At 59.2% G+C, this 19,074-nt stretch carries 18 protein-coding genes; 7 read left to right on the top strand and 11 right to left on the bottom strand.

The window, feature by feature from the left end:
• Window positions 1–2 precede the first annotated feature (2 nt).
• From CQ015_RS14440 to CQ015_RS14425, 4 genes are all read right to left on the bottom strand, one after another.
• Window positions 3–980 carry an ABC transporter permease gene (locus CQ015_RS14440; RefSeq protein WP_096256852.1) on the bottom strand — a complete coding sequence of 326 codons (978 nt, stop codon included), beginning with the start codon at window positions 978–980 and terminating at the stop codon, window positions 3–5.
• 72 nt (window positions 981–1,052) lie between these two features.
• Window positions 1,053–2,729 carry an ABC transporter substrate-binding protein gene (locus CQ015_RS14435; RefSeq protein ID WP_105650447.1) on the bottom strand — a complete coding sequence of 559 codons (1,677 nt, stop codon included), beginning with the start codon at window positions 2,727–2,729 and terminating at the stop codon, window positions 1,053–1,055.
• Window positions 2,730–2,773: 44 nt separating this feature from the next.
• Entirely contained in the window at window positions 2,774–3,799 is a 1,026-nt protein-coding gene (locus CQ015_RS14430) for a LacI family DNA-binding transcriptional regulator (protein WP_105650446.1), read from the bottom strand.
• A gap of 395 nt (window positions 3,800–4,194) precedes the next feature.
• Window positions 4,195–5,223, bottom strand: a complete 1,029-nt coding sequence (locus tag CQ015_RS14425) for a LacI family DNA-binding transcriptional regulator (protein WP_258138566.1) — start codon at window positions 5,221–5,223, stop codon at window positions 4,195–4,197.
• Between the two features lie 121 nt (window positions 5,224–5,344).
• Here CQ015_RS14425 and CQ015_RS14420 point away from each other — a divergent pair, with 121 nt between their 5' ends.
• The 4 genes from CQ015_RS14420 (at window position 5,345) to CQ015_RS19595 (ending at window position 9,318) form a co-directional block, all read left to right on the top strand.
• Window positions 5,345–6,817 carry a glycoside hydrolase family 32 protein gene (locus tag CQ015_RS14420; RefSeq protein ID WP_181150433.1) on the top strand — a complete coding sequence of 491 codons (1,473 nt, stop codon included), beginning with the start codon at window positions 5,345–5,347 and terminating at the stop codon, window positions 6,815–6,817.
• Window positions 6,814–7,719 (top strand): carbohydrate kinase, encoded by a 906-nt coding sequence (locus CQ015_RS14415; protein WP_105650444.1) that lies wholly within the window; start codon window positions 6,814–6,816, stop codon window positions 7,717–7,719. The genes CQ015_RS14420 and CQ015_RS14415 overlap by 4 nt, the downstream gene beginning before the upstream one ends.
• Before the next feature lie 36 nt (window positions 7,720–7,755).
• Complete coding sequence (locus CQ015_RS14410; protein WP_105650443.1) at window positions 7,756–9,051, top strand: MFS transporter; 1,296 nt, start codon at window positions 7,756–7,758, stop codon at window positions 9,049–9,051.
• A gap of 93 nt (window positions 9,052–9,144) precedes the next feature.
• Window positions 9,145–9,318 carry a fumarylacetoacetate hydrolase family protein gene (locus CQ015_RS19595; RefSeq protein ID WP_105650442.1) on the top strand — a complete coding sequence of 58 codons (174 nt, stop codon included), beginning with the start codon at window positions 9,145–9,147 and terminating at the stop codon, window positions 9,316–9,318.
• A 63-nt stretch (window positions 9,319–9,381) separates the two neighbouring features.
• Here CQ015_RS19595 and tsaD read toward each other — a convergent pair whose 3' ends face one another.
• The 7 genes from tsaD to coaA form a co-directional block, all read right to left on the bottom strand.
• Window positions 9,382–10,464: a tRNA (adenosine(37)-N6)-threonylcarbamoyltransferase complex transferase subunit TsaD gene (gene tsaD, locus CQ015_RS14400; protein WP_105650441.1), complete on the bottom strand. Its 1,083-nt coding sequence runs from the start codon at window positions 10,462–10,464 to the stop codon at window positions 9,382–9,384.
• On the bottom strand, window positions 10,461–10,934 hold the full coding sequence (rimI, locus tag CQ015_RS14395) for a ribosomal protein S18-alanine N-acetyltransferase (RefSeq protein WP_105650440.1): 474 nt from the start codon (window positions 10,932–10,934) through the stop codon (window positions 10,461–10,463). Before rimI ends, tsaD begins: the two co-directional genes overlap by 4 nt.
• On the bottom strand, window positions 10,931–11,608 hold the full coding sequence (gene tsaB / locus CQ015_RS14390) for a tRNA (adenosine(37)-N6)-threonylcarbamoyltransferase complex dimerization subunit type 1 TsaB (RefSeq protein WP_105650439.1): 678 nt from the start codon (window positions 11,606–11,608) through the stop codon (window positions 10,931–10,933). The genes rimI and tsaB overlap by 4 nt, the downstream gene beginning before the upstream one ends.
• Window positions 11,601–12,179 (bottom strand): tRNA (adenosine(37)-N6)-threonylcarbamoyltransferase complex ATPase subunit type 1 TsaE, encoded by a 579-nt coding sequence (tsaE, locus tag CQ015_RS14385; protein WP_105650438.1) that lies wholly within the window; start codon window positions 12,177–12,179, stop codon window positions 11,601–11,603. The genes tsaB and tsaE overlap by 8 nt, the downstream gene beginning before the upstream one ends.
• Entirely contained in the window at window positions 12,172–13,371 is a 1,200-nt protein-coding gene (alr, locus tag CQ015_RS14380; RefSeq protein ID WP_105650437.1) for an alanine racemase, read from the bottom strand. Before alr ends, tsaE begins: the two co-directional genes overlap by 8 nt.
• A gap of 146 nt (window positions 13,372–13,517) precedes the next feature.
• Window positions 13,518–13,910, bottom strand: coding sequence for a large conductance mechanosensitive channel protein MscL (gene mscL, locus CQ015_RS14375; RefSeq protein ID WP_105553122.1), 393 nt, complete (start codon window positions 13,908–13,910; stop codon window positions 13,518–13,520).
• A gap of 95 nt (window positions 13,911–14,005) precedes the next feature.
• Window positions 14,006–14,965, bottom strand: coding sequence for a type I pantothenate kinase (gene coaA, locus CQ015_RS14370; RefSeq protein ID WP_105650463.1), 960 nt, complete (start codon window positions 14,963–14,965; stop codon window positions 14,006–14,008).
• Window positions 14,966–15,132: 167 nt separating this feature from the next.
• Here coaA and glmS point away from each other — a divergent pair, with 167 nt between their 5' ends.
• The 3 genes from glmS to CQ015_RS14355 all read left to right on the top strand — a co-directional run bounded on the left by glmS (window position 15,133) and on the right by CQ015_RS14355 (window position 19,029).
• Entirely contained in the window at window positions 15,133–17,004 is a 1,872-nt protein-coding gene (gene glmS, locus CQ015_RS14365; protein ID WP_096283615.1) for a glutamine--fructose-6-phosphate transaminase (isomerizing), read from the top strand.
• Between the two features lie 88 nt (window positions 17,005–17,092).
• The gene (locus tag CQ015_RS14360; protein ID WP_096283617.1) at window positions 17,093–17,443 is read left to right on the top strand and encodes a holo-ACP synthase; all 351 of its coding nucleotides are present in this window, start codon (window positions 17,093–17,095) and stop codon (window positions 17,441–17,443) included.
• A 59-nt stretch (window positions 17,444–17,502) separates the two neighbouring features.
• On the top strand, window positions 17,503–19,029 hold the full coding sequence (locus tag CQ015_RS14355; RefSeq protein ID WP_105650436.1) for an NAD(P)H-hydrate dehydratase: 1,527 nt from the start codon (window positions 17,503–17,505) through the stop codon (window positions 19,027–19,029).
• The last annotated feature ends 45 nt before the right edge of the window (window positions 19,030–19,074 follow it).

Raw genomic sequence — 19,074 nt, 5'->3', positions numbered from 1 at the left:
GTTCAGCCCTTCCGCACACGAGGGTCGAGTCGGACGTAGACCAGGTCTACAAGGAAGTTCGCGATCAGCACCGCGGCGGTAATGGTCAGGAACATGCCCTGCATCAATGGGTAGTCAAGGCCTTGGACTGCAGCGAGCAGCTGGTAGCCAACGCCCGGGTAGGCGAACACTACTTCGGTGAGCAAGGCTCCACCGACGATAAATCCGATGCTCATGCCCATGCTTGTCACTGAGGGCAGCATTGCATTGCGTGCGGCATAGTTCAGCATGATGCGGTGCGGGCGCAGGCCCTTGGCCTCGGCCATCAGAATGTAATCCTCGGAGTTGGTTGCGATCATGGTGTTGCGCATGCCCAGCATCCAGCCGCCCAAGGACACCAGCACAATAGTTAGTGCCGGCAGGAACAGGTGAGCTGCCACATCCAAAATGAATTCAAGGTTGAATCCGGGGACCAGACCCACGGAGAAGGCGTGACGCATCGGGGCGACACCCATATTGATGCCAAAGATGTACAGCGCTCCCATGGCGAGCCAGAAGTACGGGAAGGAACCAATGAATACCAGCAGCGGCGGAGCCACCGAGTCCAGGAAACCGCCACGGCGCCAGGCCGCGAGGATACCCAGCAGGTTGCCGAGGATCACCGCGATCACCAATGAGGTGATACCGAGCAGCAGGGTCCAAGGCAGCTGAGAGGCGATAACTTCGGAGACTGGCGTGGGGAAACGGGAAATCGACATGCCGAAATCGCCGGTGAGGATGCGGCCAAGGTAGCTGAAGTATTCGGGGATGAGCGGGCCGCCGTCTACGCCCATCATGGTGCGTAGCGCGTCGACCTGCTGTGGTTCGAGGCGTTGCTGCGAGCGGGAAAGCATGCGGGTGACCGGGTCACCGGGCATCAGCCGCGGCAGCAGAAAGTTCAGGGTGATGGACGCCCAGAAGGCTAGCAGGTAAAAGCCCAGACGCCGGAAGAGGAAGCTCATAATATGTGTCCTTCACGAAAGATCGCGTCGTGGTGGGCAGCTAGTGACTGCCCACCACGTGGGAGCTTGATGCTATTTCGCGGGTTCTAGGTTGGTGAGCACCAGCACGGTGGTCGGTGCGCGGTTGCTCAGAGTCGCGTAAGGGTTTTCCTCGGTGGGCCAACCAACAAAGTTCTCGGTGGTGTAGGCACCCCACTCCGGGCCAGGGAACAACGGCACAACCGGAGCTAGTTCGCTATACAGCGACTGCAAGTCATTGATGACCTGCTTCTGCTCGCCTTCATCACTTGTGGCAACAAACTCATTCAGCAGGTCATCTGCTTTTTTGTCGCTGAAGCGGTGGTAGTTGTCAAAGGTCTGCTTGCCGACCGGCTTGACGTTTTGGCTTCCCATGAGGTTCAGGTAGTACTGATACGGGGTCGGAGCGTTAGCAGTCCAGACGATGCCGGTATCAAATTCACCGGTCTCGTAGGCTGCGGTCACCGCGGCCCAGTCAGGGGAATCAACGGTGGCCTTGATGCCCACGTCCTGAAGGTTCTGCGCGATGATATTTGCTACCGACAGCCAGTCAGTGGAGCTTGAACCCACGGAGATGTCGAAGGTGAATGATTTACCGTCTGGGGTGGTGCGCTGCCCTTGGGCGTTTTCCTTGTATCCAGCTTCATCCAGCAACTTCTTCGCGCCTTCAAGATCGCGCTTGGTCCAGTCGCACTTCTCCACGACGGAGGCATCACGCCACTTGTCGTAGTTGCCCGACAGTCCGGTGCAGTCGGCCGGAACGGTGTAGTCGGTCATGCCGACCTTAACAACCTGCTCACGGTCCACGGCCATGCTCAGCGCCTTGCGCACCCGGACGTCGGAGAATTCTTCCTTGGTGGTATTCAGCTGCCAGTTGATCTCTGCCCCGGTGGTTGGGAACCAGTAGTGGCGGTGTTCTGGATCCTTGTCCACATAGGTGGTCTGGATATCTGGCATGTAGGTCTGGGTCCAGTCGACATCGCCGGAGATCGCGGCCAGGTTGGCACCGTCGTTACCGGCGAAGGCGAGCATCCGGATGCCGCCAAGCTTCTGCTTCTCGGGCTGCCAGTAGTTCGGGTTCTTTTGCAGCTCGAAGGACTGGGCCTGGAAGTTGGCGATCTCGGTGTACGGGCCTGTGCCGACAGGGGTCGGGTTCTCTTCGTTGCCCGGCTTGTCGAACTTGGACCAGATGTGCGCAGGCACGATGACCTGCTGTCCCAATTCGTACAGTGCCGGAGCGAAGGCCTTCTTGAAGGTGAACTCCACGGTGGTCTTATCCGGGGTCTTGATGGACTTCAGATAGTCGTAGCCGCCGAGCAGTTCCTTCTGCAGTTCCACCGAAAGCTTCACGTCCTTGGAGGTCAGCTCGGTGCCGTCGGAGAACTTGACTCCTGGACGCAGAGTGAAGGTCAGCGATTTGCCGTCGCTGCCCGCTACCCAGTCGGTGGCCAGCCAGGGTACCGTGTCGCCGCCGGCTGGGTTGTAAACCAGCATGGACTCGTAGATGGACTGGCCGGTCATTGGCGCGGCGTTGGGAGAGAACGGGTTGAAATTCTTGGAGAAGGTACCCATGTCTTCACGCGGGATGGTGAGGAACGCTGAGCTGGTTGTTGCTCCGTCGGCTTCGGTTCCGCCTGGATTTGATGCGACGCATCCGGTCAGTGCGAGCGCGCCGATCGCGGCGGTCGCAGCCACGGCAAGGTGCGCGCGGCGTAAGTATTTGATTATCATGGAAGTTCCTCATCCATTCATGTGATGTGTAGCGGAGGGGAAGCTCATCTTTGGCCGTGCATGGCCACAGATGAACGAATGCGTGGAGGGCAGCCGATGGTAATTTGGCGATTCTCAATCGGTGAGCCCTCTACCATTTGGTTCAGTAATGACACCCCTGCCATACCCATTTCTTCAAAGGGCAAGGCGATGGTTGTCAGTTTTGGTCGCATATGTGGTGCCAGAATCTCTTGATCATCAAACCCGACGATTGAGATGTCTTCCCCCACTCGCAAACCGAGTTCCTTGATTGCGTCATAGGCGCCCATGGCGATCCGGTCATTACCGCAGAAGATCGCGGTCGGCGGATCTGGTTGAGCCAGTAACTCTTGAGTTCCGTGATATCCGCTATCGGCGGTACCGTCACCGGCAACAATCTTTGACTCTTCCTGGCTGATTCCGTGATCACGCAGAGCCTGCTTCATGCCGGTTTGGCGCCCGATCTGAGCAGGGATTCCTTGGGCAACAGTGATATGTCCAATGTTGGTGTGTCCGGCCCGTGCGAGGATTTCGGCTGCGGCGTAACCGCCTGCCACTTCGTCCGGGACGATTGATGGAAATTCTCCGGCGGCGTCGAAGCAGTTGACCAAAACGCAGGGAACCGATTTTGCATTCTCCGGCACGATGATTTCTCGGTGCCAGGTGGTTGCAATGATCAGCCCGCCTACTTGCTGCTCAAGGAGCTTCTCCACCGCGAGCATTTCCATGCCGGGGTCATCATCGCTGGGTGCGATGAGCAGAAAGTTTCCATCTTTCCATGCCGAGCGTTGTGCTCCCTTGATCACGTCGGTAGCAAATGGCGATGTAGCAATCTCGGTCACCAGACCGAACCAGGCGCTGCGTTTGCTAGCCAGAGTTCGTGCGGCCGCATTGGGGCGGTAGCCCAGCATGCGCGCCGTCTGGTTGATTCTCTCTCTGGTGGTTTCGGGGATATTTGCTTCCATCCGGCCGTTGAGCACAAATGAGACGGTTGTTCGGCTTACGCCGGCCGCCTTGGCGACATCGGCCATGGTCACGGATTGCTGCGTCATTTCCCCTCCTCCCCGTTGAGATCAATGCGAAACTGGCCGTATTGCAGATTTGCTAACACGATTCAGTAACGCGCGTTACTACGCTGAGAAATAAGGTAACGCACATCACTTACGGGTGTCAAGCAGTCGATTCTTATTTGTGCGTAAATGCAGATCCCTGCAAAGATCGCGCGCTTTCGACAAAACCGGCATCTCCCGCGGCAAGATATTTGGGCGCACGGAACTACCCAGAAACTATTCTGGGTATCCAGGAATTTGACGATCAGACGCGGTGAAGAGGCTAGTCAATTCGGCTCTCGGCAAATAAGCTTCACGAGTTACACCGGGAGGCCGTGGCACTTCCCTACAGTTCGAGCCCTAAGAATCTTTAGCTCCCAAGCTCGGTCAGCTTTGGTTCAGCGGGCCTTCATTGAATCGCGTTCAATCAGCGGCATCTCCACCTGATGTTCAACAGGATCCAGCTTTCCATCAAGAAGCAACTCAACGGCGAGCGCTCCCATTTCTTCATAAGGAAGTCTGATCGATGTCAGCTGCGGACGCAGATAGCTAGCGATAATCTCATCGTCAAAGGAAAGAACCGAAAGATCCTTGCCGGGAACTAGTCCTTGTTCGGCCAATGCCTGGAAGACTCCCATGGCCACGCGGTCATTCGCGCAGATGACAGCATCAGGTTTGTGCCCATCGGTGAGCATTTGAGCGGTCGCCGCATAGCCGTCGGTGGGATTCCAGTCTTCGAGAACCCATTCGCCGAGTACTTCAAGTTTCGATTCTTGCAAGGCGTTGCGCAGCGAAGTGAAGCGGCGGGTAATACTCGGATAGCTCATCGGGTCATTCTCAGCATTTTGATGCGCCCCGATCAGCGCGACACTTCTAGCACCGGTTTCCAGAACTCGCTGCACCGCACGGGCACCGGAATCCAGCTCGTTCGGCAGCACCGCGGTGCAGGGGCTGCCATCAAGTCCATTGACCAATATGGTGGGCAGACCCGTGGCCGGGATTTTTAAGTCACGTTTCCGTGAATCCATAAATCCCAGGATGAGACCATCAACGTCCCGATGAGCCATCTGCTTGATGGCTTCAGCTAGCTGATCTGGTTTCCCGAAGGTCTCTGCAATCAGCACCGTATGGCCGCGCTCCTCGGCCGCGCGGAGAATGCCGGTGATCATGCCGGAAGCAAAACGTGTGACCGTGACCTGATCAGAAATCAGCCCTAGGGTTCGAGTCTTGCCACTGCGCAATGACTGAGCGGCAGCATTTGGACGGTAACCCAGTTCCTTGGCTGCCGCGCGAACTCTCTCGGTGGCCTCTGCGGAAAGCCTGGTCCCTGGCTTGTTGTTCAGGATCAAACTGACTGCGGCCTTTGACATCCCTGAAGCTTCTGAGACGTCAGCTATTGTTACCCGCTTTGCTTTTTGCGTATTCACGTGTCCTTCTTGCGACTGGGTACCTGCAATTATTCGAGCCTAGCCTATTGCAGCGACGTCCTGACGCTGTTACAGTCTTATGCTAAATGCATTTAGCAGATCTTGATTAAGGATGGCGACGTTGCCCGAACTACAACAAGTCGCGGTCATGCGACCCGAGCTTCACTTCTCCCCCAAGAAAAACTGGATCAACGATCCCAACGGTTTGTTCTTTGACGGCGAGCAATACCACCTGTACTTCCAGCACAACCCCAACGGAGTTGGCCACGGCTACATGTCGTGGGGACACGCGGTCAGCACCGATCTGGTGAACTGGACCGAACTTCCCATCGCCATCCTGCACGGGAATGCCGCAGACATCTTCTCCGGCTCCATCGTTGTGGATCAGGAGAACACCAGCGGCCTCGGAGATGGAAGCACCGCGCCGATCATCGCGGTGTACACCGCGGCAGCCAAGGACGATAGCAACCAGTCCCAAGCGCTGGCCTACTCGCTGGACGGTGGAGCAACCTTCACCAAGTACGCACAGAACCCGGTACTGGACCGTGGTTCCAAGAACTTCCGTGATCCCAAGGTCTTCCGCTACGAATCCTCCCAAGGCTCGTGCTGGGTCATGGTGGCAGTAGAAGCCATCGAACGCCGCGTGCTGATCTACCGTTCGGAAAACCTCATCGACTGGACCGAAGCATCTAGCTTCGGCCCGCAAGCAGCCATCGCCGGCATCTGGGAATGCCCGGACCTCATCCAGCTGCCGGTCACCGGCAACGATCAGCTCAAGTGGGTTCTGCTCGTTTCGCTGAATCCCGGCGGCGTGGCAGGTGGCTCCGGAACCCAATACTTCGTGGGAGAATTTGACGGTTTCACATTCACCCCCGACAAGCAGCAGGAAGCCCATCATTCCCTGGCCTTCGAGCAGCTAAGCCGGGGCAGCTGGCTGGACTGGGGCCGCGACTTCTACGCGGGCGTCAGTTTCCACGGCCTGCCTGTAGACCAGCAAACCATCATCGCTTGGATGAGCAACTGGGACTACGCCCGCGATCTGCCCCACGACGGCTGGCGCGGTTCCATGAGCGCAGCTCGCACCCTGGACTTGGTGCAGCTTGGCGACGGCGGTTTTGAAATTCGTCAACGCCTTAGCGGCCTGCCCGAGTCCCCTGTACCAACCAGCGCGGTGCTTACCGGCGATACGCGCATTGAGCTCAATACCCCGGCACTTTTGGAACTGAGCCTCCCCGCTGACTTCACCGGACAGGCACGATTGCTCCTGCACCGCGCAGATCACAGCGTGATCAGCGAAGTGACCGTTGAACCAACTTTGATTCAGCACCACCGCGGCGCAGGCAAGGTTGAGCATGAGCTCTACGCTTCCAGCCAACGCATGCCTTTACCGGAGGATTCCACCGAGCTAGTCGTCCAGGTTCTTCTGGATCATGGTTCCATTGAAATTCTGGGTGCGGATGGCCGCCGCTCACTGACCGATCAGCTCACCGGCGAAGCTGCGCCAGCCTATGGGGTGCTCCATTACTCCGGCAGCACGCGCGCAGCTGTGGGTGTCCTGCCATTGAGTGAAACGAGCTTGGAGCGCAGCGCATGAGCAGTATTACCGTCATGGGAGAATCGTTAGTAGACGTAGTCTCGGGTTTGGCCCACCCCGGTGGTTCACCACTGAACGTTGCCGTCGGACTCGCTCGCCTAGGACATGTTGTGCAATTCCATACCGAATTTGGCCAAGATGCCCATGGGCAACAAATTGCCGAGCATCTGAGGCAAGCAGGTGTGAAGGTAGCTTCCGGCTCGGTCACCGAGCGGGCCACCTCGGTGGCTCAGGTTCACGTTGACGAGCAACTAAACGCCCATTACACCTTTGATATCCACCAGCAGATTCCACCAGTGGCAGCAGACGCCATCACCGAACTCTTGCATACTGGCTCCATAGCCGCGTGGATTGAACCCTCGGGGCAGAGCATCGTTGATGCCTTCACTCATGCCGCAACTAGTTCACTGCGCAGTTACGACCCAAATCTTCGTCCAGATCTGGTGGAAGACCGCGAAACAGCAATCGAACGAATCGAATTGCTGATGAGACTGAGTCATATCGTTAAGCTCAGCGATGTAGACGCTCAGTGGCTCTACCCTGATCTGGATCTGTGGGACGTATTGGCGCATGTTTCCAGCCTCGGGCCAGCTTTCGCGGTGATGACTCAAGGTGGTGACGGCTGCCTAGCTGTAACCCACGGAAATCGATATGACATCTCGGCCTTGCCGACAGACCTCAAAGACACCATCGGCGCCGGTGACGCGTTCATGTCCGGACTTCTTTACGGTGTGCTCTCGCTGCCTGAGCTAGCTCAAGCGCTCCGCACCGGAACCGCCTCCGAACCAGCTGATATCAGGCAAGCGCTGCACCACGCGTTAACTTCGGCAGCATTAACCGTGGGACAGGCCGGTGCGAATCCACCGTGGGTCGACGATTTCTCCCGCGCATTAGCTCACTAAGAACTTTCCAACGATTACAAAGAAACCAGGGCAAAGATGACTGGACTAAGCACAACTCTTAGAAACCCTACGTACCTTCACAGTTCCTTCTCGATGCTGCTGTTCTTCGCATCATGGGGAATTTGGTGGTCATTCTTCCAAATTTGGCTCACCAGCGAATCCAACGGTTTGGGACTCAGCGGCGCACAGGTCGGTACCGTCTATTCGGTGAACTCGCTCGTGACGCTGTTCTTGATGTTCGGCTATGGTGCACTGCAAGACCGTCTGGGTCTGAGAAAGCATCTTGCGGTAGTAATTGCCGCGGTGACCGCGCTTACCGGACCGTTCTGCATGTGGGTCTACCAGCCGCTGTTGCAGTCCCATTTCATGATGGGTGTTATTGCCGGCGCAGTCGTATTCTCCGTTGGATTCCTTGCAGGCGTAGGCCTCTTTGAAGCGCTTACCGAACGTTACAGCCGCCGCTTTAACTTCGAATACGGACAAGCGCGCATGTGGGGATCATTCGGTTACGCCGTCGTGGCACTGGCTGCAGGCTTCCTGTTTACTATCAACCCAATGCTGAATTTTTGGATCGGCTCGGTACTCGGACTGGTCCATTTGCTGATGTTGTTGCTTTGGCGCTTCGAAGCCAAACCAGTAGCTCCTCTCCCAAGCAGCGGAAAACTGTCTCCAGCATCTACTCCGGGCTTCCGTGAAATGCTGGGCCTTTTCCGTTTACCAAGCCTGTGGCTCATCATCGTATTCGTGATGCTGTCCTGGACGTTCTACACGGTCTTTGATCAGCAAATGTTCCCCGACTTCTACACGGGACTCTTTGAAGACCAGGAAACCGGTCAGCAAGTCTATGGCATCCTCAACTCGGTGCAGGTCTTCGTTGAAGCCGCCATGCTGGGACTCGTACCTCTGCTAATGCGCCGCGTGGGCGTGCGTTCAGCACTGCTCTTGGGTGTCGCCATCATGTTCGTTCGTATCTTGGGCTGCGCGCTCGTTGATGATCCGCTGCTCGTCTCCGCAATTAAGATGCTGCACGCCATCGAAACGCCGTTGTTCATTCTTCCGGTGTTCCGTTACTTCACCCTGCACTTCAATCCGGCGTTGTCTGCAACCTTGTACATGGTTGGGTTCCAGGTATCTTCGCAAATTGGAAACGTCTTGCTCTCCACACCGTTGGGCATGCTCCACGACCAGGTGGGCTACCGCCAGACCTTCATCACCATCTCGTTGGTAGTGCTGCTTGCTGGAGTATATGGATTCTTTGCGCTGAAAAAGGACGATCAGCAAGTCATGGGTGACCCATTCATTCGTCACTCAAAAACTGCTGTTGACGCCTAACTGAGCATTCGTTCAAGCGGAGCGGGTTGCCTTTGAGACTCACAGCATCCCGCTCCGTTGGCGCGTTTTCAACCGTTCGCCAGAATCTAGCTCATGTTGATGCATCATCATCGTTCTTTCATGACCCTGCGCCCGGGTACTGTCGTTTTGACCGGACTGCCTGCTAGATGTCACCAGAACACCCCGGGCGATGAGGTCTTCTGCCGTGTTGAGGGAATTGGCGAACTCCGCAACCGGGTTATTGCAGGCTCCTACTCATCTACATGATCAACGCAGTAAGCGTCCGCACCCCGAAGGGTACGGACGCTTACTGCATCTCTAGCCAGATACTTAGCCGCGTGGCTCCAGCACAATATTAGTGACCGGTTGCGACGAATCTGTAGCAAAATCCAGGCCCGAAGGCTCGGCGCCAGCGGCCACTAACTGAGCTCCAAGCGCGGCAACCATGCCCCCGTTATCCGTGCACAGCGAGAACGGCGGAACCACTAACGTGATGCCAGCCGAAGCACAACGTGCCGCAAGCAGTTCCCGAAGACGAGTATTGGCTGCGACTCCCCCACCAAGCAGTAAGGTCTTTAGCCCATTCTCCTGCATAGCGCGAACAGCCTTGGAGGTAATCACGTCCACCACAGCTTCTTGGAAAGATGCGGCAATATCTGCCACGGGGACTACTTCCCCGTTGGCTTCGAAGTGCTCCACGCAGCGAGCCACCGCGGTCTTCAGCCCAGAGAAGGAGAAGTTGTTCCGGTGCTTGCCCGGTTTTTCGGCGGAGCCCACGAACTTCGGCAGCGACAGCCCTCTCGGGAAACGGAACGCCTTTTTGTCTCCGTCTTTGGCGGCCTTGTCGATGGCCGGTCCACCCGGATAGCCCAGGCCCAGCAAGCGGGCGGTCTTGTCATAGGCTTCGCCCGCCGCGTCATCGATGGTCGCACCGAGCAGCTGCACATCGTTGGTCAACGAGGTGACCTTCAGGATCTCCGTATGCCCGCCGGAGACCAGCAGCGCTCCGAAGGTCGGTGGAAGGACCGTGCCTTCCAGCACGCCGACGCCCACATGCGCCACTAGGTGGTTGATTCCGTACAGCGGCTTTCCGGTAGCCAGCGCCAGCGCCTTTGCCGCAGCCACACCCACCATCAGCGCACCAGCTAGCCCGGGACCGCTGGTCACTGCGATCGCGTCGATTTCTTCCAGAGTTACGTCTGCTTCGGCGAGCGCCTGCTCCAAGGTGGGCACAAACGCTTCGAGGTGCGCGCGTGCGGCGATCTCCGGGATGACTCCCCCAAAGCGCACGTGTTCATCCATGGAGCTGGATACGGTGTTGGCCAGCAATTGGGTGCCGCGCACGATCCCGATTCCTGTTTCATCACAAGAGGATTCGATGCCCAGTACTAGGGGGTGCTGTGGGGTGCTCATTCGGTGGCCTCCGGAGTATCTAGCGCGTGCAGTGGAAGGCGCATGATCAGCGCATCGATGCCACCCTTGTAGTAGCGCGGGCGGCGATGGATGGTCTCAAATCCCATGGACTCATAGAGTCCAATGGCTGAGGGGTTGTCAAAGCGCACCTCGAGCATCAGATCCAAGGCACGATTGGCCCGTGCGGTGTTGATCAGTTCCGTCAGCAGTGCCCGGCCTAGTCCTTGGCCTTGGTACTCGGGAATGATCGCGATGGTTTGCACGTCGGCGATTGGCAGCACGGTGCATAAGCCGGCGTAGCCGATGATCTTACCGGCGTCCTCATAGACCCAGTATTTTCGAGTCTCCAGCTGGGCCAGCTCGGCTTCGAATCCGGCCAGTGGCCAAGCGTCCTCGGGGAACAGCTGGGTTTCCAGCGTGTGGACTGCGGGAATGTCTTCGGATGTCATCTCGCGAAGGGTAATGCTCATGCCTTGGCCTTCTTCATGAACGCCGGTACCTGGGCATCGGATTCACGCAGGTATTGCGGAGCGGTATCCGACAGATCGAGTCCAGATGCCAGGTCATCCATGCCACGATGGGCCAGATGCCGTGCATCGATTACCCAGTCAAAGGAACGTTCCCGTGGCTGGCTACCAACGGATTCCAGCTGTTCCTTATACAAGCCAGCGCCCACGCCATAAACCGGTAGCACAGGCAGCTCAGTAGCAGCGGATACATGCGGACCGTCCAGCAGTTTACCCTCTGCGTCATAGCGCGCCCAGTACAGTTCCTTACGACGGGCATCCGAGGCCACCACGAATTCTTTCGGGTTCTCACCGGAACGAAGCACACGTTCGGCGAGCGCATGCAGCGACATGACTCCATGGACCGGAACGTTCCAGACAAAGCCGAACGTGCGTGCAGCCACCAGGCCGACGCGCAGTCCGGTAAAGGGGCCAGGGCCCACACCAACGAAGATGCCAGCCAAGTTCTTGCCCTCTTCATTGTTCTCCTCCAGCAGGTCCCGGACGTAGCTGGCCAGAGTTTCGGTCTGGTCGTTGCCTTTCGGCGAGGTTCTCTGAGCGATTACTGAACCAGTGGTGTAATCGACCAGCGCCACCGAGGCATGCGCCGAGGTGTCTATGGACAGATAGTTAGGCATGTGTTTCTCCCGAGTGTTGCAGCCCGATGGCCTGCAGCAAAGCGTTTTTCAGTTCGGTGAAATTCTCGTCGGCCCAGCGCGGGCCTATGGCCTTGAGCGTGAATAGGCGAGGCTCGTCGAGCTCTTCGTCTGATTCTTCCCACGGGTTGCTCGCCGGAACGGCCCAGACCTCACGGTCCAGCTGGATTTCCAGCCGCGAATCGCTCAAGTGCTCAACCTTGCCAAGGCCCCACTCCACCACGGTGACCGAATCGGTCAGGGTGGATTCCAGATCCAGGGTGTCCACGTCGCTATCCCCGTTGAGCCGGTAGGCGTCCACATGGATCAGCCCCGGCCCATTCCCCAATGACGGGTGCTGGCGGGCGAGCACGAAGGTGGGCGAGATGATTCCCTCGCGGACGTTCAGTCCCAGCCCGAGCGATTGCGTCAAGGTGGTCTTGCCTGCTCCAAGAGATCCGGTGAGGATCACCAAGTCCCCTGCGGACAGCTGACCGCCCAGGGCTTCACCGAGTGCTTCGGTAGCGGTCAGGTCTTCTAATTGGCAGCTGAATTCCAGAACTTCTTTAGTCACCGGCTTGGCCCCAGGTTCCCTCAACGTAGTAGCGCGGTACGCGCGGCGAGATGCGGGTGACCATCTCGTAGTTGATGGTGTTGGCCGCGTGCGCCCAGGTGGTCGCGGACTCTCCCCCTTCGCCGAAGATGATCGCTTCGGCACCGAGGAATTCGGTCGGATCAATATCCAGCCCCAGATCAATAACGCACTGGTCCATGGCGATCGTGCCACGCACCGGATAGGTCTTGCCGTGGATGGTGACCGGAGCACCGGTAGCCACGCGTGGAAGTCCATCGGCGTATCCCATCGGGATCAGCGCCAGATAGGTTTCTTTTGCGGTGAGGTAGCGCAGCCCGTAGGAGACGCCCTGCCCGGTGTTGACCTTTTTCACGTTGGCGACCTTGGTGACCAGCTTCATTGCCGGACGCAATCCATAGGTGGCCGGTGTTTCACCTTCGAACGGGCTCAACCCGTAGAGGCCAAGACCTAAGCGCACCATTTCGTGGTGCGAGTCCGGGCGGGAGAGAATCGCCGGGGTATTGGCGACGTGGCGCATTTCGAGATTGAAGCCGGCCGCCTCCACCATTTCGATGGCCTGGTCGAAGACCTCGAGCTGCAGATCCGTTTCGGGGCGCTCTGGTTCATCGGCGACCGCAAGGTGGGAGAACACTCCTACGACGCGCAGCAGGCCTTCGGATTGGAACTTCGCGGCGCGTTCCAGCAAGGAGGGAAGGTCGGCCATGGTGGATCCGTTGCGTCCAAGCCCGGTATCAACCTTCAGGTGGATGCGGGCCGGGGTCTGTACCGCCTGCGCGGCGGCCGCGATCAGCTCCAGATCCCAGCCGGAGACTCCGAGGTCGATTCCCTCGGAGATGGCCTTTTCGAATGGCGTGTCATTGGTGTGCAGCCAGGCGAGCATGGGCGCCTCGATGCCCGCCTCGCGCAGGGCGAGGGCCTCGGCCACATGGGCGCAGCCAATCCAGCGCGCACCGGCCTCCAGTGCCGCGGTGGCAACCGGCAAAGCTCCGTGCCCGTATCCGTCGGCCTTGACCACGGCCATGACTTTAGCCGGGGCCACCAGGTCGGCGACTTGCTTGACGTTGCTGCGGATCGCGGACAGGTCGATTACTGCACGGCGTTCCCAACCAATGTAAGGAGCGGTGTCGCCTGCTTCCGGCGCGTTGATTTCCTCAAGAGATTCAGAGTTCACCAAACTATCTTCCCACTTTTCCGCAACCGATGCCGCGCTGGTACCCGTCGCCGCCGGACCACCGCCCGTTGGCAGGTTAAAGGTAAAGGGCCACTACGCTCAAAACATGTTTGAGAGCAGCGGCCCTTGCGCGTTTGTGTGGGTTGTTAGCGGAGTGTTTTCAGTTCGTCGCGGATCTGCTCCAGCAAGGCCAGCTGTGGGTCGATAGGATCTTCTTCATCGACAATGCCGCGGCGGCGGGCCATTGCTTCGTTGGCCTTCGTCATTGGCAGCACCAGTGCGAAGTAGACAGCTGCTGCGATCAACAGGAAGTTGACCAGTGCGGTCAGGAAGACACCGAACTTGATGTCAACTCCGTTGATGGTCAGTAGCAGGAAGCCATCGAATGATGGCGAACCGACCAAAGCGGCGATCAATGGCATCAGCACATTGTCGACCAGGGCGGTAATTACGGCACCGAATGCGGCACCGATCACAACGGCAACCGCCAGATCGACGACGTTGCCCTTCATTATAAAATCGCGGAATCCCTTAAGCATGATTTGAGCATACACAGCAAAAACACAGCGAGAGCGGACATTTTGCGCGAAAACTTAAATTTTGTAAGAAATTCGGTTCCCGTTAGGAAGAATGTCTAGATTTTGCGAAGCAGCATCCGGTGCACCGAATGATCCGCGCTCTTGCGCAGCACCAACTGCGCACGGCCACGGGTAGGCAGCACATTTTCCTTCAAATTCGGTTCGTTGATGCGCTTCCAGATGCCGTGTGCCGTCTCGCGCGCCTCGTCGTCGGTCAGCTGCGCATAGCGGTGGAAGTAGCTCGCCGGGTCGGCGAAGGCGCCCGAGCGCAGGTTCATGAAACGGCGGATGTACCACTCTTCAATGTCCTTGGTCCGCGCATCGACATAGACGGAGAAGTCGAAGAAGTCGCTGAGCGCCAACCCCACGGTTCCATCCGAACGGGTCCGCGCCGGCTGCAAGACGTTGAGCCCCTCGACGATCAGCACCTGCGGCGAGCGAACCACATTGCGCTCCTCGGGAATGATGTCGTAGGTCAGATGCGAATACACCGGGGCACCGACTTCCGGAACGCCGGACTTCACCGCCGAGACAAAGCGCAGCAGCGCGCGGCGGTCATAGGACTCCGGGAATCCCTTGCGATCCATGATGCCGCGGCGTTCGAGCTCGGCGTTGGGGTAGAGGAACCCGTCGGTGGTAATCAGCTGCACGTCCGGGGTTTCCGGCCAGCGGCGCAGCATGTCGCGAAGCACGCGGGCGGTGGTGGACTTGCCTACCGCCACCGACCCGGCGACGCCGATGACAAAGGGCGTGCGGTTCGTTTGCTCGCCGAGGAATGTCGTTGTTGCCCGGTGCGTCGCCCCGGCGCCTTGGACATAGAGGTACAGCAAACGGCTCAATGGCAGGTATACGTCGCGAATCTCATCGAGGTCCAATGCGTCGCCTAAACCGCGCAGCCGTTCAATATCCTCTTCGTTGAGGGGTTGTTCCATCTTGTTAGAGAGACGGGCCCAGGTCTCGCGCTCTAGCTCGACGAAAGGGGTAATCGGTGTCTCTAACGTTCCTTGTGGTTCCACGGAGACAAATTCTGCCAAGGATTACCCCAACAACCCAAACTTTGCCATCGCTTTCTTTGCACATGACCCCTAAGTCGCGTTCTCCGGTGACCTATGACACGCGACTTTTTGAGTGATGCGCCACGATATCTCCCATCATTGGGGAATCAACCGGTACGCTTTTTCCTATGTGCGGAATTGTTGGATATGCGGGAGCGTCAAGCTCAGTCACCGATCACGGTGCACTTGACGTTCTAATTGAAGGTTTACGTCGGTTGGAGTACCGCGGTTATGACTCGGCCGGTGTTGCCGTGGTCGCCGATGGTGCCATTCACTCACGCAAGAAGGCTGGCAAACTTGTCAACCTGGAAAATGTTATCGCCGAGGAACCGTTGCCGGGGTCTCACACCGGTATCGGCCACACTCGGTGGGCCACCCACGGCGGGCCAAGCGACGGCAACGCCCACCCTCACCTGGCCGATGGCGGCAAGCTTGCAATGATCCACAACGGAATCATTGAGAACTTCGCGGGCATCAAGGCAAAGCTGGTAGCCGAAGGGGTCGAGCTCCTCTCGGACACCGATACCGAGGTTGCAGCCGCCCTGCTGGGCAAGCTCTACAGCACCGAAGCCAATGGGGATCTCACCCTGGCCATGCAGCTGGCCGTGAAGCACCTCGAAGGTGCCTTCACCCTGCTGGCAGTTCACCAAGACCACCCGGGCGTCGTCGTGGCAGCCCGCCGCAACTCCCCGCTCGTGCTGGGCCTGGGCGATGGCGAAAACTTCCTCGGTTCCGATGTCTCTGGCTTCATCGATTTCACCCGTCGTGCGGTGGAACTGGGCCAGGACCAGATCGTGACCATCACCCCGAATACCCACAGCATCACCGACTTCGACGGCAACCCTGCCGAAGGCAAGGAATTCCACGTTGACTGGGATGCGGCCAGCGCCGAAAAGGGCGGCTTCCCTTCCTTCATGGAGAAGGAAATCTTCGACCAGCCAGCCGCCGTGGCCGACACCCTGCTGGGCCGCTCGGACGCCGATGGCCGGCTGACCCTCGATGAGCTGCGCATCGATCCGGAAGAACTTTCCAAGATCTCCAAGATCGTTGTGCTCGCCTGCGGTACCAGCGCTTACGCCGGTTCCGTGGCCAAATACGCCATCGAATCCTGGTGCCGCATTCCGGTCGAGGTGGAGCTCTCCCACGAGTTCCGCTATCGCGAGCCGATCGTTGACGAAAAGACCCTGATTGTTTCGATCTCCCAGTCCGGGGAAACCATGGACACCTTGATGGCCGTGCGCTACGCCAAGGAGCAGGGCGCCAAGACCATGTCGATCTGCAACACCAACGGGTCGACCATCCCCCGCGAATCCGACGCGGTGCTCTACACCCACGCCGGCCCGGAGATCGCGGTGGCTTCCACCAAGGCCTTCCTGGCGCAGATCACCGCCACTTACCTGCTGGGCCTGTACCTGGCGCAGCTGCGCGGCAACCTCTTCCAGGGCCAGATCAAGGACATCTTGGCCGACCTGGGCAAGATCCCGGCGAAGATCCAGGACATCCTGGACCGCGCGGACGAGATCAAGGAACTCGCCCGCTCGATGGAAGACGCTTCCTCGGTGCTGTTCCTGGGCCGCCACGTCGGTTACCCGGTAGCTATGGAAGGCGCGCTGAAGCTCAAGGAGATCGCCTACATCCACGCCGAGGGCTTTGCCGCCGGCGAGCTGAAGCACGGTCCGATCGCCCTGATCGACGACGGCCAGCCGGTCTTCGTGGTGGTTCCTTCCCCGCGCGGCCGCGATTCGCTGCACTCGAAGGTTGTCTCGAACATCCAGGAGGTCCGCGCCCGTGGCGCCAAGACCCTGGTCATCGCCGAAGACGGAGATCACGATGTGAAGGACTACTCCGAGTGGGTCTTCTACGTCCCGGAGACTCCAACGCTGCTGATGCCGCTGCTGGCCACCGTGCCGCTGCAGCTCTTCGCTTGCGAACTTGCCTCGGCCAAGGGCTTCGATGTGGACCAGCCTCGAAACCTGGCCAAGTCGGTGACCGTGGAGTAATCCACTCTGCACCATAGAATCTTGCGGGCGTCCCTTCGGGGGTGCCCGCAATTTTTTGTCTTCAAGAGCTCTGGATAGACTGGAGATCATGATTGCAGGAATCGGTGTCGACATTGTCGACGTGCCACGCTTTGGCCGACAGCTCGAACGCACCCCACGCCTGCGTGAACGACTCTTCACCGCCGTGGAACGCGATTTGCCGCTTCGCTCCCTGGCCGTGCGATTCGCCGCCAAGGAGGCCATCGCCAAGGCTCTGGGCGCCCCGGTGGGGATGAATTGGCAGGATTGCACCATCGCCAAGGACGAGGCCGGAGATCCGCAGGTGCTCATTCGCGGGACCGTCGCCGCCGCCAGTGAACTGCGCGGCATTACTTCCTGGCATCTGACCATGTCGCATGACGGCGATATGGCCGTGGCCATGGTTGTCGCCGAGCGATAAAACGACACGTTAGCAGTTAAAACGGGCGTATCACCGCTTGGGTGAGTAAAGTTTGTCTTATGATCCCTGTCTACAGTGTTGCGCAAGTCCGTGCGGTCGAGGCCCAAGAGATCTCCACACGTGGAAGTGAAGCGCTGATGCGCGCCGCCGCCGGTGAACTCGCCGCCGCGGCCGAGAGCATGCTGTCCCAAGCGCCAACGGCCACCGACACCCTGGTGGTCGCTCTGATCGGCCCGGGCAACAACGGCGGTGATGGGCTCTATGCCTTGGCCGAACTGGCCCAGCGCGGCTACCAGACCCTCGCCCTGCAGTGCACCGACACCTGCCACACCGAAGCCTTGAAGGCCTATACCGCTGCTTCCGGCACCGTGAAGCCGGTGGCAGCAGGCCAGTCCGAACTGGCTGCGGCGGCCTTGGTCATCGATGCGATCTATGGAATTGGCTACCGCCCCGGAGCACAGCTGCCCCAGCTGCCCACCGGCGCGCGCGTCCTGGCCTGCGATGTTCCCTCGGGGCTGGACTGCGAAACCGGCGTTGCCGATGACCGGGTGCTGCTTGCCCAGCGCACCGTCACTTTCGGGGCGCTGAAAACCGGACTGATCTCCCGCGATGCTCCCTTGGTGACCGGTGAGATTCAGGTGGCCAGCCTGGACTTTGATTTTTCCGCGCTCAGCCCGGAAACCGATTTGGTCGATGAGCTCTCGGCCCGTGCGCTGCTGGACGAGCACCGCAGCTGGCGGGACGCCGGGCGCCACAAGTACGAACGTGGCGTCCTCGGCCTCATTGCCGGCTCCGCGCTCTACCCCGGTGCCGCGCTGCTGACCGCACGGGCCGCGGTGGCCTGCGGTGCAGGCCTGCTGCGTACCCATGTACCCGGAGAGGTGCAGCCACTGCTGTCCATCGCCGCACCGGAAACCGTTCCGCTGGATGACCAGCAGATCTCCGAGGCTTTGTCTTTGGCTCGGCGCCACCTCCACGGGCGCGGCGCGAAGATTTCGGCCTGGGCCATTGGCCCGGGAATCGACAGCCGCACTCCCCCCACCGGGGTTATCGCCAACGTATTCGACAGCCGCCAGCCGGCGGTCATCGACGCCAGCGGACTGGACGTGGTTCCCGCCGGACCCAGCGAGCAGCCACGTGTGCTGACCCCGCATGCCAAGGAGCTTCGCATGCTGCTGCGCCGCGCCGGGGTGAGCGTCACCACCGAGGAAGTCGCCCAGGACCCGATCCGCTGGACCCGTTGGGTGGCTCTTGCCTACAACGCGGTGGTGCTGCTGAAGGGGCCGACCAGCTATGTGGTCGCCCCGGACGGTGCCAACCTCGTGGTCTGCCATGCGGCGGCCCAGCTGGCGACCGCAGGCTCTGGAGACGTGCTCACGGGCATTCTCGGCTATCTTCTCTCCGACAGCTCGCTGACGGGCATCCAGGGCCTGGAAACCGTCAGCAATGGCCGCCTGATGGAGCTCACCGCCTGCGCGGCTGTCATCCATGGCCATCTGGGCCGGGTGAGCGCCGCAGAGGGTACTGTGAGCGCCTCGCGCTTGATCGACAACCTGCCGGCGGTCATGAAGGAATTCGGCTTCTAGGCAAAAACCTTTTAAATCAGAAAAATGTGGTCTCTGCGCGATACG

Source organism: Arthrobacter sp. MYb221 (assembly GCF_002979835.1).
Taxonomy (GTDB): domain Bacteria; phylum Actinomycetota; class Actinomycetes; order Actinomycetales; family Micrococcaceae; genus Glutamicibacter.
Note: the sequence above shows the minus strand (reverse complement) of the source record. Positions and strands in the feature narration are given on the sequence as shown.

Bases quoted from the DNA above. Each gene is read 5' to 3' on its own strand.
- CQ015_RS14440 (WP_096256852.1), bottom strand. From the start codon at position 980: ATGAGCTTCCTCTTCCGGCGTCTGGGCTTTTACCTGCTAGCCTTCTGG.
- CQ015_RS14435 (WP_105650447.1), bottom strand. From the start codon at position 2,729: ATGATAATCAAATACTTACGCCGCGCGCACCTTGCCGTGGCTGCGACC.
- CQ015_RS14430 (WP_105650446.1), bottom strand. From the start codon at position 3,799: ATGACGCAGCAATCCGTGACCATGGCCGATGTCGCCAAGGCGGCCGGC.
- CQ015_RS14415 (WP_105650444.1), top strand. From the start codon at position 6,814: ATGAGCAGTATTACCGTCATGGGAGAATCGTTAGTAGACGTAGTCTCG.
- CQ015_RS14410 (WP_105650443.1), top strand. From the start codon at position 7,756: ATGACTGGACTAAGCACAACTCTTAGAAACCCTACGTACCTTCACAGT.
- CQ015_RS19595 (WP_105650442.1), top strand. From the start codon at position 9,145: ATGTTGATGCATCATCATCGTTCTTTCATGACCCTGCGCCCGGGTACT.
- tsaD (WP_105650441.1), bottom strand. From the start codon at position 10,464: ATGAGCACCCCACAGCACCCCCTAGTACTGGGCATCGAATCCTCTTGT.
- rimI (WP_105650440.1), bottom strand. From the start codon at position 10,934: ATGAGCATTACCCTTCGCGAGATGACATCCGAAGACATTCCCGCAGTC.
- tsaB (WP_105650439.1), bottom strand. From the start codon at position 11,608: ATGCCTAACTATCTGTCCATAGACACCTCGGCGCATGCCTCGGTGGCG.
- mscL (WP_105553122.1), bottom strand. From the start codon at position 13,910: ATGCTTAAGGGATTCCGCGATTTTATAATGAAGGGCAACGTCGTCGAT.
- glmS (WP_096283615.1), top strand. From the start codon at position 15,133: ATGTGCGGAATTGTTGGATATGCGGGAGCGTCAAGCTCAGTCACCGAT.
- CQ015_RS14360 (WP_096283617.1), top strand. From the start codon at position 17,093: ATGATTGCAGGAATCGGTGTCGACATTGTCGACGTGCCACGCTTTGGC.
- CQ015_RS14355 (WP_105650436.1), top strand. From the start codon at position 17,503: ATGATCCCTGTCTACAGTGTTGCGCAAGTCCGTGCGGTCGAGGCCCAA.